Source organism: Blochmannia endosymbiont of Camponotus (Colobopsis) obliquus (assembly GCF_000973545.1).
In the GTDB taxonomy this organism is placed as follows: domain Bacteria; phylum Pseudomonadota; class Gammaproteobacteria; order Enterobacterales; family Enterobacteriaceae; genus Blochmanniella.
The window spans coordinates 613526-626969 of record NZ_CP010049.1 but is presented as its reverse complement, the minus strand read 5'-3'; the positions used below and the strand labels follow the sequence as shown (position 1 = coordinate 626969).

The following is a 13444-nucleotide window of genomic DNA, read 5'->3' as shown; positions in this document are numbered from 1 at the left end:
GTTAAATAAAATAATAAAATTAGTAAAGTTGTAGTTTTGTTAAGTTATTTTTATTTTTTGTATTAAAGTTCATGATTAATATTTATTTTATTTTTATATAAAAATTATGTTTATGATGTTTTATTTAAGAAAAGTTTTTACAAAAATTTTTCTTAATTAATTTAATTATATTTTGAATGTTATAATTATTTAGTGCATTGTATGTAGGTGATGATATATTTTAGTAATTAAAATATTATTTTAATCTCAGTATATATTATATAGATTATATCTATATAATATATACTGATAAGAGTTTGAGTGGATTGTATAAATTAAAATGTTTATGGTGTACATAATCTTTTAAATAATAAATAATTAATAAAATGTTATATTATTTTGCATTTATTGATTTTATTTTTTGTGTTTCAGGTTATTTTAGTAGATATGAATTAATTACAATTTACAATATTGCTATTATCGTATTCAAAACATTTATTTTAAATAATAAAATTTTATTATAAGATATACTAGTGGTGATTATGAGTATATTTTTATTTATATATTTGTTACATATGTAATATATAACATATGTTGTATTTTTATGTTTTATTTTTGATTTATGTGTTTGTATAACGTGAATTTTTATTAAATACTATGTAAAGTTATAGATGAATTATTTTAACAATTATTAACATTATGACATGTTATAGTTGTTATGAATTATTTTAAGATATAATATAAATAATATAAAAAGTTTAAATATTATTATATGTTTGTATTAAAATAGTATATTAGTCTAATAGAAAAGATATTTTTATTATATATAGGAAAAAAAATTATAATTTCATGATTTTATTTGTTAATATTTTGAATATAAAGCAAAGAAGGTTAACATGAAAATCTTTGAGATTAAACATCCGTTAGTAAAACATAAATTAGGTTTGATGAGAGTTCATAATATTAGTACTAAACGTTTTCGAGAATTATCTTCAGAATTAGCTAGTTTGTTGACTTATGTAGCGACTGCTGATTTAGAAATTGAAACGGTGACAATTACAGGTTGGTGTGGTTTAGTTGAAATAGAAAGGATTAAGGGTAAAAAAATAACCATTGTTCCTATTTTACGGGCTGGACTTGGAATGATGGATGGGGTATTGGAAAATTTACCTAGTGCACGTATTAGTATAGTAGGCATGTATCGAGATGAAATTACTTTTAGTCCTGTACCGTATTTTAAAAAATTAGTTTCTAACATTGAAAAGCGTATGGCTATGGTTGTAGATCCTATGTTAGCTACTGGTGGATCGATGGTGGCTACTATTGATTTATTAAAAAATGCGGGTTGTCAACATATAAAGGTATTAGTATTAGTCGCTGCTCCTGAAGGCATTGCAGTATTGGAACAACGACACCCAGATATTGAATTGTATTTAGCTGCTATAGATCAACGAATTGATGATGATGGTTATATCATACCTGGACTTGGTGATGCTGGTGATAAAATATTTGGTACTAAATAACAACTTGAATTATGTTTAAATTGTTTTTAATTATTTATTGATACATAATCATGTTAATTGTTCTAAAATATATAATTATAAGTTACTTTTTGAATATTTAAGTTTTATTTTTATATCAGTATCTGGTTTATCATTATAGTTCATTATGTTGTATAATTTTGTAATATTAGATATTAGACAATTTAATTTTGTTAAATTATTTAATGTTATTATAGTTTTTGGAAAGTTGTTTATAAGATGTTTAATGTTTGCTGGTGTTTACATGGTTTATGTAAATTATTGAATTAAATATGTATTATAATTTATTTAGTAATTAAAATTATAGTTTACATAAATAAAATATATTTAAATATATTTATTTTATAATTTTATAATAAGAAATAAAAATATTTCAATAATTATTTTTTTTGACAACATAATAATGAATGTTTCTGTGTAGTAGTTTATTGATTTATTAATTGTTTAGTATTTAATTTTTAAAGTTTATTTTTTGCATATGTTAAAATGATTGTTTTATTTTTAATTATTATTATAAGAAATTTTATTTATAATTTGTTATATTACTAATTTAAATGTATTAAAATTTTTTAATTTATTTATACCTTTAAAACAGCGTTTATTTTTATTCTTAAATAAAATATATATATTTTGTTTATATTATTTATTTGAATTTAGTAAATTGTTTGATTTATATTTAATATTTTGTTATTTTACGATTATCTATTATTTTATAAAAAAATTAATTATTATTTTATAATAAAAATATTGTAATTATGTATATCGAAGATATGTGTATTATCTAATTATTGTGTATGTATGAATATATATTATTAGGTACATTTTAAATGTTATTATGATTATTGTAATGTTCATTTTCTGTTCTAAGATAATCAATAATGTAATGTTGTTTAGTATATAGATATTTGTGTTATTAATATTATAATTAATTTGTTGTATGGAGGAAAGGTCAATGTTTACAGGAAGCATAGTTGCATTAGTTACTCCCATGGATGAAAAAGGTGATGTTGATCAAATTGGTTTAAAAAAATTGGTAGATTATCACGTTACTCATGGTACTAGTGCGATTGTTGCAGTAGGAACAACAGGCGAGATGTCAGGATTAACTCACAAAGAACATATTGATGTAGTTATGAGAGTTCTTGATATTAGTGATGGAAGAATTCCTATTATTGCAGGTACTGGTGCTAATTCTACCTCTGAAGCTATATTACTTACTCGTTGTTTTAATAATACAAAAGTGGTTGGATGTTTAAGTGTTACTCCATATTATAATAAACCTAACCAGGAAGGATTGTTTCAACATTTTAAAGCTATTGCTGAGAATAGTGATTTACCTCAGGTTTTATATAATGTTCCAGCACGTACTGGTTGTGATATACTGCCTGATACAATAGCTCGTTTATCGGAAATTAAAAATATAATAGGTATTAAAGAGGCAACAGGAGATTTAAATCGTGTTAATCAAATACGATATTTAGTAAATGATGATTTTATTTTATTGAGTGGTGATGATGTAAGTGCGTTGGATTTTATGCAACTTGGGGGACAGGGAGTGGTTTCTGTTACAGCAAATGTTGCTGCACAAAAGATGAGACGGATTTGTGCTTTAGCGGCTGATGGTAATTTTGCCGATGCACGTTATATTAATAACAAGTTGATGTTTTTACATAAAGCATTGTTTATTGACACTAATCCTATGCCGGTTAAGTGGGCATGTAAGTTTTTAGGATTGATTATGCATGATACTGTGAGATTGCCGCTGACATCTTTATCATTTTCAAAGAGAAAAATCGTAGAACAAGCTTTAATACGTGCTAGTTTGTGACAGTTGTATTTTATACATTATATATAAAATAATTATTTTTTTTATAATTTTTATTAATTACAGTGATATGCAATCATCAGGAGATTGATTTATGGTTAATACAATGTAAGATATAGTTTTTTAAATTAGTAATTTAAAGTCGTGTATTTTCATTTTTATTAGATAATGTTGTATTTTATAAGAATTTTAATAATTTAGTTTAAATTTTTTTGGTTTAATATTCAGTACTAATTTATAATTTAGATTAATTAAATTATTAATGATTCTAAAATCTTTTTATATATTAGGCTAAGTGAATATAGATCGTTAATATTTGTACATTCATTTATTTTATGTATTGTTTTATTAATTAATCCTAGTTCTATGATTTCTGATTTCATATAAGAAATAAATCTTCCATCGGAAGATCCACCAGACGTCTCGATTTTTGGAGTGATTTTTTGGTAATGTTTTATTGTTGTAATGACAGTATTAGTTAAAGTACCTGTGTAACTTATGTATGGTTTTGCGTGAAGAAACCATTTTATATTGTAACTTAAACCGTGTTCTTTAATTAAATTTTCTACTTGTTTACATAGTTGATTTTCTGTAGATATGTTATTAAAACGAAAATTTAATTGCATTTGTAGTATTGCAGGGATAAGGTTGCTGTTTTTTTTTGTTCCTGCGCGAATGTTAACAATTTGTAATGTTGTTGGTGGAAATGTATCGTTTCCCGTATCCCATATTTTAGATAACAGAATATTTATAATTGGGATAGTTGAATGTATGGGATTGTTGGCTAAATGTGGATATGCTACATGTCCTTGTATTCCGTGTATTATTAATAACCCTGTTAGAGAACCTCGTCGTCCGTTTTTAATAACATCACCTAATTTACGATAGCTAGATGGTTCACCAATTATACAATAATTTATTTGTTCTTTATGATTCATTAAATATTTGATAATTTTTATCGTACCATTTTTTGCCTTACCTTCCTCATCGGAAGTAATGATAAAAAAAATTCTTCCTTGATGATCAGGAAATTGATCAACGAATCTTTCAGTAGCAATTATCATAGCTGCTAAAGCACCTTTCATATCTGCTGCTCCACGTCCATATAACATGTTATTATGTAGTGATCCTTTAAAAGGTGGATAATGCCAAAGTTTAATATTACCACTCGGGACTACGTCTGTATGTCCAGAAAATGCTAGAGTTTTTTTTCCTTTTCCACGCCACGCAAAGAAATTAGAAACATTAGCGGAGTTTATTTTTTGGATGTTAAATCCTATTTTTTTTAGACGCTCTATTAAGATTAATTGACAACCAACATCGTTTGGAGTAATTGAAGGTTTGTCTATTAATTGTTGAGCTAATTTTATAATTGAAGATAACATATTGAAATATTGTTGTTTATTAAAGATTTATATTAATGTTTGGTTAAATGATTATATTAGTATGTTTTATTACAATAAATTACCATTGTTTCTTCACGGTGTAAGTTAATTATTTTGAAGAATGTGTTATAATTATATAAACATTTTTATATTAATAAAATAACTCATTTATATTAAATATATTTTAGAAAAATTATTGTTAAATTATGTTAAGTAGTTTTATTTTTTTTGATTTGTAATATTTTATTTCCTATACATACAAGATGTATTTTGTTTTAATTTTAATTTTATATATAATGAAAATTAGTAGTTTTTTATTATATAATAGTTCGAATATATCTATTATTAAATTGAAGATTTTTTTAATAATTCATACGCCTTTAGTATGATATTTTCAACAGTAAAACCAAAGAATTCAAAAAGTTTTTTTGCTGGTGCAGAATGACCAAAAGTACTCACACCAATTATTTTGCCACTTAAACCCACATATTTATACCAGTAGTCTGGGCTTCCAGCTTCGATAGCAATACGTGCTGTTATAAATGGAGGTAAGACAGTATCACGATATATTTGGTTTTGTTCTTCAAAGACATTTGTTGAAGGCATTGATACAACTCTTATTTTATAATCTTCTTTTGTTAATTTTTGATAAGCAGCAACTGCTAATTCTACTTCTGATCCAGTGGCAATTAAAATGAGTTCTGGATTATTTTCGCAATCTTTAAGAATATAACCTCCACGATAGATATTCATCAATTGCTTCGCATTACGTGTTTGTTGATTTAGACTTTGTCGAGAAAGTATAAGAGCAGTTGGTCCTGTCCGATTTTCAATTGCTGTTTTCCATGCTACCGCAGTTTCTACTTGATCACAAGGTCGCCAGTGATTGATATTAGGTGTCATTCGTAAGCTTGCTAGTTGTTCTACTGGTTGATGAGTCGGCCCATCTTCTCCTAATCCAATTGAATCGTGTGTATAAATCATAATATGCCTATTTTTCATAAGTGCTGCCATACGTACAGCGTTACGCGCGTATTCAATAAATGTTAAAAAAGTTGCAGTATATGGTAAAAAACCACCGTAATTAGCAATACCATTTCCAATAGCTGTCATTCCAAATTCTCGTACACCGTAATGAATATAGTTACCAGCAGGATTATTGACAATGGAAGTAGTTTGTGACCAATTTGTTAAATTGCTTGGCGTTAAATCTGCCGATCCGCCTATGAGTTCTGGTAACATTGGACCAAATATTTCTAATGTATTTTGAGAAGCTTGACGAGTAGCAATTGCTGCAGGGTTTTTTTGTAAATATTTAATAAAATTTTGGGATTGTGATTGCCAATCATCAGGCAGAGCTCCTTGGATTCTACGCCAAAATTCCTTTGCTAAAAGTGGATATCTTTTTTTATATGTATTAAATTTTTTTTGCCAATTTAGTTCTTTTTTTTGTCCAGATCTTTTAGCATTCCAATTTTGATAAATTTCTTGTGGTATGAAAAAAGTTTCTGCTTGCCAATTCAGAGCAATACGAGTTGATTTTACTTCTTCTTTTCCTAATGGAGCTCCATGAGCACTGCTATTTCCACTTTTATTTGGTGAACCGAAAGCAATAATTGTTTTACAGATAATTAACGATGGTTGATTAGTATTAGATTTAGCGATTTCAATAGCCATTTTAATAGCACTGCTATTATGACCGTCTATATCGGGTATTACTTGCCAACCATATGCTTTAAATCGACTTTCAGTATCATCTTGAAACCATTCGTTTACTTTTCCATCAATAGATATTCCATTATCATCATAAAATATTATTAGTTTGCCAAGTTTCATAATACCTGCAAGCGAACATACTTCATGGGAAATTCCTTCCATCATACAGCCATCACCTAAAAATACATAAGTATGATGATCAATAATGTTAAGTTCTTCACGATTAAATTGTGCGGATAAAGTACGTTCTCCGATGGCTAAACCTACTGCGTTAGCAATTCCCTGTCCTAAAGGCCCAGTTGTTGTTTCAATTCCAATAGTACGATTATATTCTGGATGTCCGGGAGTTTTAGAATGTAGTGTTCTAAATTTTTTTATATCTTCCAGTGATAGATTATATCCAGTAAGATGTAATATGCTATACAGCAACATTGATGCATGTCCATTAGACAGAACAAAACGATCGCGGTTTGGCCACGATGGGTTCATGGGATTATGATTCATATAGTCGCGCCATAGAACTTCTGCAACGTCAGCCATACCCATTGGTGCTCCAGGATGTCCAGAGTTTGCATTTTGTATTGCGTCTATACTTAAAATGCGAATAGCATCGGCAAGTTTTTTTCTTGAGATTATTGAATTTTCCATAATTATAGCTCTCTTTTTAAAATTTGTTTTAATTTTTGTTGGTCTAAAGCAAATAAACGTATTCCTTCAGAAAGTTTTTCAACAGCCATTGCATTTTTATTGTGTTCCCAATGGAAGTCAGGTTCAGAAATAGGTATTGGCTGCTTAAATGTTTTGTTATTCATAGGAAATAGTTGTTGTTCAACATTTTGATGAGTATTGAGAAGTTTATTTAAAAAATTTGGAGAAATTGTTAAGCAGTCACATCCTGCTAAAGCTAGGATTTGTTCTATTTTACGAAAACTAGCGCTCATAATTATAGTTTTATAACAATGTTTTTTGTAATATCTATAAATTTTTTTTACTGATTTTATACCAGGATCTTCATCCACAAAATATGGTATTAATGGTTTTTTTTGATGATACCAATCATAAATACGTCCAACAAATGGAGAAATTAAGAATACTTTAGCTTCAGCACATGCACGTGCTTGTGCAAATGAAAAAACAAGTGTGAGGTTACAATGAATGTTTTCTTTTTCTAGCTGCGCTGCTGCTTTTATTCCTTCCCATGTAGCGGCAAGCTTGATAAGAATACGAGATTTATCGATATTTTGTTCTTTATATAAGTTAATTATTTTTTTAGCTTGAATTATACTCATTTTATGATTAAAGGAAAACCGCGGGTCTATCTCAATAGAAATAGATCCTGATATATATTGTAATATACATATCCCGATGTTAACTGTTAATTTATCAATAGCATTAGTAATTTGTAAATCTTTATTTCCACCTTGTTTTTGGGCATATATTAATGCATTTTTAAAAAGTGATTGATATGATTTATTATTGATTGCTTGTAAGATAAGAGAGGGATTAGTAGTAACATCTTGTAGTTGATATTGTTTAATATATTCAATATTTCCACTATCTACTACAATGTTACTAATTTTTTTTAAACTGTCTAATTGGTTCATTTTAACCTCGTAATTTTGTTTATTTTTTTGTTTATTGTAATATATTAATATATAAGTTCTAGATTAAGATGTTTGTAGAGGATAATAACCAATTAGTTCATATTGTGTTGTTTGTTTGTATATTTATTCATTTAATAAAATATTATTACAGTTTAAATAATATTTATATATATAATTTTATTGTACTACATGTTTTCTTTTAATTGGTTAAATGTATATTTATTTAAAATTATAGTTATTTTGTATTTTATAATATTTTTGTTTTTGTTGTTAGATAAAATATAGATATATTTTTTAATACATTATACATTTAATGTATTAAATGTCACTTAATTAATTTAAAATTATATTATAATTAATATTTTAATGTTTATTATTATTATTTTATTCAATAAAATAATAATTCATTACATATTGTTTATGTTTTTATTATTTTATAGATGTTTGCTGTTTAGTGTTATATATAATATTTGAAATAATTGATTGTTTTATTTATATTTTATTTCATAATGATATGTAAATTAATATGTATATTTAAGTATTATTAGAGTATTATGATTTGTTTATGCGTTTTATGGTTTCATAATGATTATATTAATGATAAACATTATATACGTTTATTTTTTTAGGAAATAATTGTTAGTATTTTAAATATAATAACGTATATTGATTGTTATAATTTATTTAATTATTTTGGTGTTTCGTTCTCTGACAGTTGGTACATTTATGTTTGTTTTTTTAAAAGTATTTTAAAGTTGTTGTATCACAAGTTCATTATTAAAGGTAATAAGTAAATTAATTTTTATGTTATATATCTTTATTATATTGAATATTTGTAATTATAATTGATTAATTATTATACGATTAATTTTTGATCAAACTTTACTTTTTAATCATTTATTATGTAATTAAATTATGTATATTTATTATTTAAAGTATGTAATATGTAATATATGATATAGTTATAAAAAATGCATTTCTATAACTTTTTGTTTTATAATAATTTATTCATTTTATTAATTAATTTAATAATTTAATTCACTTTATTGATATAATTATAAGTATGGCAGTAAATTTTATAATGACTATTTATATTTTTGTTATAGGAATAAATTTATTTCAGGACAAATTATGTATGTAATGAAAATGGATTGTGAAATATTATTGTGTTATTTTTATAATAATGTGTGTTCGATACACATTATTTTTGTTTAACGTTCAATTGGTTTAAGTTTAGTAATTTATGTCGTAATTTAATATTATATTTTTATTTATCATTTTATTATGCCAATAAGTATATTGAGATATATATGATAATTATACCTAAATATTTTGTATATTTTTATTGGATGTTTAAGTAGTATAATATTATTTTTTATGGATCTTTATTTATGCGTAGAGTAATTATAAAATATTTAATGGGATTGTTATTTATTTACAGCAATCCTGAAGCTACTATACTACTTAATAGTTCGTATGATATTTCTCGAGAATTATTTATAACATTAAATCCTATATTTATTGATGAGTGGCACCAAAAACATCCTGATGATAAATTATCAATTCGTCAATCACATGCTGCTTCAACTAGACAGGCTATGGCTATTTTACAGGGATTACGTGCGGATGTAGTAACATATAATCAGGTAGTAGATGTACAAGTATTGCATGATCGCGGTCACTTAATTTCTGCTGATTGGCGACAAAGATTACCTAATAATAGTTCCCCATACTACTCTACTATGGTGTTTTTTGTACGTAAGGGTAATCCTAAAAAAATTTATGATTGGTATGATTTAGTACGTGATGATGTTAAATTAATTTTCCCGAATCCTAAAATATCAGGAAGCGGACGTTATACATATTTAGCTGCTTGGAGTATAGTTTCACAAAGAAATGGTGGAAATCTAGATAACACTCGTATATTTATGTCTAAATTTCTTAAAAATGTTGAAGTATTTGATATTGGTGGGCGTAATGCTACTACTACGTTTCTTGAACGTGGGCAAGGTGATGTTTTAATAAGTTTTGAATCGGAATTATATAATATTTTAAATCAATACGGTGATGTTGGTTATGAAGTTGTTGTTCCTGAAATAAGTATACTTGCAGAATTCCCAGTTACTTGGGTGGATAAAAATATAGATAAAAACGGCACTAGGGAAGTAGCTATTGCTTATTTAAATTATCTTTATAGCACACGCGCCCAAGAAATTATTGCAAAATTTTATTATCGCGTGAATTCTGTTGTTATTATGAAAAAAAATAAAAATAAGTTTCCTTCTATTAGATTATTTAAAGTAGAAGATTATTTTGATGATTGGCAAAAAATTATGAATGTTCATTTCAGTCATGGTGGTGAATTGGATAAATTATTAAAATTTGGACGTTATTATGTTTTTAACTACTAAATCTATATTTCCTGCTTTTAAAATAAGTTTGGGTAGTAGCTTATTTTTTATTTGTTTAATTTGTTTATTACCTTTAAGTGCATTGATGATGCAACTATCGCAAATGAATTTATTGCAATATTGGTCAGTAATAACTGATCCAGAATTAATGGTTGCTTATCAAGTAACTGTTGTATCTGCTGCTATAGCTGCTTGTTTTAATGCATTATTTGGAATGTTAATATCATGGATGTTAGTACGTTGTAGTTTCCCTGGTAAGTTTTTGTTGGATGTATTAATAGATTTACCATTTGCTTTGCCTACAGCTGTAGCGGGGTTAACTTTATCTGCCTTGTTTGCTAATACAGGTTGGTATGGACGTTATTTATCTCAATTGGGTATAAGCATTTCTTATACTTGGTTAGGTATAGTGATAGCAATGATTTTTACTAGTCTTCCTTTTGTTATACGTACTGTACAACCTGTATTGGAGTCTTTTAATCGGGAATATGAAGAAGTCGCTAAAATACTTGGAGCAAATCGTTGGCAAATTTTTTGTAATATTATTTTTCCAGAAATAGCGCCATCATTATTAATTGGTACTACTTTATCGTTTATTCGTAGTTTAGGTGAATTTGGTGCTGTAATTTTTATTTCGGGAAATATTGCTTGGAAAACTGAAGTAGTATCTTTGATTATTTTTATGAAATTACAGGAATTTGATTATCCTGCAGCTAGTGCCATTGCTTCAGTAATTTTAGTGTTTTCTTTATTGTTATTATTTATGATAAATATTATACAATCACGTTTTGGATTAAAAACAAGAGGTAATTGATGATTAATATTTCTGTTGTTAGTAGTAGATATATTTTTGAATATCAATTTTATAGAAAATTGTTGGTAATTTTGGGTCTATTAATTTCTATAATATTGTTATTGATACCTTTGATGTTTATTTTTGTTATCGCTTCTTCAGAGGGTTTGATGATATTATGGAAAAATTTAAATAATTCAGATATGTTGCATGCAATTAGATTAACATTATTAATAGCATTAATTAGTGTACCAATAAATTTGTTTTTTGGTATTATGATTTCTTGGTTAATAACTAGATTTAATTTTTTTGGCCGACAATTATTATTAGTTTTAATTGATATACCTTTTGTGATATCACCAGTTATTGCGGGTCTATTATATTTATTATTTTATAATAATAATAGTTTTATAGGTGGTTATTTAGATAGTTATGATGTGCAAATTATGTTTGCATGGCCTGGTATGATATTGGTAACTATTTTTGTTACTTCTCCTTTCGTAGTGCATGAAGTTGTGCCGTTAATGTTAAGTCAAGGTACGCAAGAAGATGAAGCAGCAATTTTGTTAGGTGCTTCGTCTTGGCAAATGTTTCGCTTTGTAACATTACCTAATATTCGTTGGTCTTTAATTTATGGTGCAATTTTAACAAATGCTCGTGCTATTGGTGAATTTGGTGCTGTATCTATCGTTTCTGGTTTTATTCGTGGTGAAACTTATACTTTGCCTTTACAGGTAGAATTGTTATATCAAGATTATAATGTTGTTGGTGCTTTTGTTGCTGCTTCATTATTAGCATTCATATCGATTGTTATTTTATTTCTGAAAAAAATTGTATTTTGGTATTTAGTACATCGTTCATAGTAATTTATGTATAAAATTATAATGAGTATTGAAATTAGCAAGATTAGTAAAAATTTTAATAAAATTAAAATATTAAATAATATTTCATTAAAAATTAATTCTGGTGAAATGGTAGCTTTATTAGGACCGTCTGGCTCGGGTAAGACGACGTTATTGCGTATTATTGCTGGTTTGGAGTACCATAATAGTGGTTCTATTATATTTGCTGGTCAAGATGTCAGTGATGTTCATGCTCGTGATCGTCAGGTAGGGTTTGTGTTTCAGCATTATGCTTTATTTCGTCATATGACCGTTATTGACAATATTTCGTTTGGTATAAAAATGCTGCCTCGTTATAAGCGTCCTACTACGTTTATTATAAAACGTAAAGTTAATGAGTTATTAGAAATGATTCAATTAAGTAATTTAGCGCATCGTTATCCAGCGCAACTTTCTGGAGGTCAAAAACAACGTGTAGCTTTAGCTAGAGCATTAGCAGTTAATCCGAAAATTTTATTATTAGATGAACCATTTGGCGCATTAGATGTTCAAGTACGCAAGGAATTACGTCGTTGGTTATGTCATCTTCATAAAGAATTACAATTTACTAGTATTTTTGTTACTCATGATCAAGAGGAAGCTATGGAAGTAGCTAATAGGATAGTCGTTATGAATCATGGTAATATTGAACAAATTGGCACTCCTCAAGATGTTTGGTGTGCTCCGGCTAGTAGATTTGTGTTGGAATTTTTAGGAGATGTTAATAAGTTAATTGGTGAAATACGTGGTTCACGATTATTTGTAGGAGAATATCATTTACCGTTATTGTATACACCTGCTTATCAGGGGCAAGTAGAAGTTTTTTTTCGTCCCTGGGAAATGATTATAAGTGAACATGCTAGTTTATTTTGTTTTCTTCCGGTTCAGATTGTTGATGTCAGTTTGCGTGGTTATTATTATCAATTAAGTGTTCAGCCTCTTGGCTATTGGCATAAAGGTATATTAAGTGTGGTTATAGTTAATGCTGGTAATAATAACATTCCTAAACTTGGTGATTGCAGATATATTAGTGGACAAAATGCACGATTGTACGTAGGAGAAAGAGCTTTATAATATAGGTGTTTGTGTAATTTTATTTTTTGTAAAATAGAATTATTAATCAAAGATTTTATTATTTTAATAATTATGTGTAAAGGATGCATAGTATTGTATTTTTGTTTATATGAACAATGTAATGCGAGTGGTATTTTTGTTGACATAATGTTTTTTGTACAGAAATAATTATAATAGAAGTTATAAATTAGTATATTATTATATTCATTCGATTGTTATATATTGGCATGTAATA

Annotated in this window: 9 protein-coding genes; 6 read left to right on the top strand and 3 right to left on the bottom strand. The window is 26.7% G+C overall.

From position 1 onward, the window contains the following. Nucleotides 1-875: 875 nt before the first annotated feature. Together upp and dapA are read left to right on the top strand one after the other, a co-directional pair. On the top strand, nt 876-1502 hold the full coding sequence (gene upp / locus BOBLI757_RS02610; RefSeq protein WP_046305189.1) for a uracil phosphoribosyltransferase: 627 nt from the start codon (nt 876-878) through the stop codon (nt 1500-1502). A gap of 970 nt (nt 1503-2472) precedes the next feature. Then, entirely contained in the window at nt 2473-3348 is an 876-nt protein-coding gene (gene dapA / locus BOBLI757_RS02605) for a 4-hydroxy-tetrahydrodipicolinate synthase (RefSeq protein WP_046305188.1), read from the top strand. A gap of 248 nt (nt 3349-3596) precedes the next feature. On the opposite strand, the gene dapE is transcribed toward dapA, so the two are convergent. The 3 genes from dapE to tal all read right to left on the bottom strand — a co-directional run bounded on the left by dapE (nt 3597) and on the right by tal (nt 8050). Beyond that, entirely contained in the window at nt 3597-4730 is a 1134-nt protein-coding gene (gene dapE, locus BOBLI757_RS02600; RefSeq protein WP_046305187.1) for a succinyl-diaminopimelate desuccinylase, read from the bottom strand. 345 nt (nt 4731-5075) lie between these two features. Next, on the bottom strand, nt 5076-7082 hold the full coding sequence (gene tkt / locus BOBLI757_RS02595) for a transketolase (protein ID WP_046305472.1): 2007 nt from the start codon (nt 7080-7082) through the stop codon (nt 5076-5078). A gap of 14 nt (nt 7083-7096) precedes the next feature. After that, nucleotides 7097-8050 carry a transaldolase gene (gene tal / locus BOBLI757_RS02590; protein ID WP_046305186.1) on the bottom strand — a complete coding sequence of 318 codons (954 nt, stop codon included), beginning with the start codon at nt 8048-8050 and terminating at the stop codon, nt 7097-7099. Nucleotides 8051-9441: 1391 nt separating this feature from the next. Between tal and cysP the strand changes: the two genes are divergently transcribed. The 4 genes from cysP to cysA are packed head-to-tail and all read left to right on the top strand — an operon-like array spanning nt 9442 to nt 13209. Beyond that, complete coding sequence (cysP, locus tag BOBLI757_RS02585; protein ID WP_046305185.1) at nt 9442-10461, top strand: thiosulfate ABC transporter substrate-binding protein CysP; 1020 nt, start codon at nt 9442-9444, stop codon at nt 10459-10461. Next, a complete protein-coding gene (cysT, locus tag BOBLI757_RS02580) occupies nt 10445-11275 on the top strand; it encodes a sulfate/thiosulfate ABC transporter permease CysT (protein WP_420021791.1) in 831 nt (276 codons plus the stop codon). The genes cysP and cysT overlap by 17 nt, the downstream gene beginning before the upstream one ends. After that, a complete protein-coding gene (gene cysW, locus BOBLI757_RS02575; RefSeq protein ID WP_046305184.1) occupies nt 11275-12117 on the top strand; it encodes a sulfate ABC transporter permease subunit CysW in 843 nt (280 codons plus the stop codon). Before cysT ends, cysW begins: the two co-directional genes overlap by 1 nt. A 21-nt stretch (nt 12118-12138) precedes the next feature. Continuing rightward, on the top strand, nt 12139-13209 hold the full coding sequence (gene cysA / locus BOBLI757_RS02570; protein ID WP_046305467.1) for a sulfate/thiosulfate ABC transporter ATP-binding protein CysA: 1071 nt from the start codon (nt 12139-12141) through the stop codon (nt 13207-13209). Nucleotides 13210-13444: the final 235 nt, after the last annotated feature.

Coding starts and splice junctions, on each gene's coding strand:
- upp (WP_046305189.1), top strand. CDS start 876: ATGAAAATCTTTGAGATTAAACATCCGTTAGTAAAACATAAATTAGGT.
- dapA (WP_046305188.1), top strand. CDS start 2,473: ATGTTTACAGGAAGCATAGTTGCATTAGTTACTCCCATGGATGAAAAA.
- dapE (WP_046305187.1), bottom strand. CDS start 4,730: ATGTTATCTTCAATTATAAAATTAGCTCAACAATTAATAGACAAACCT.
- tal (WP_046305186.1), bottom strand. CDS start 8,050: ATGAACCAATTAGACAGTTTAAAAAAAATTAGTAACATTGTAGTAGAT.
- cysP (WP_046305185.1), top strand. CDS start 9,442: ATGCGTAGAGTAATTATAAAATATTTAATGGGATTGTTATTTATTTAC.
- cysT (WP_420021791.1), top strand. CDS start 10,445: ATGTTTTTAACTACTAAATCTATATTTCCTGCTTTTAAAATAAGTTTG.
- cysW (WP_046305184.1), top strand. CDS start 11,275: ATGATTAATATTTCTGTTGTTAGTAGTAGATATATTTTTGAATATCAA.
- cysA (WP_046305467.1), top strand. CDS start 12,139: ATGAGTATTGAAATTAGCAAGATTAGTAAAAATTTTAATAAAATTAAA.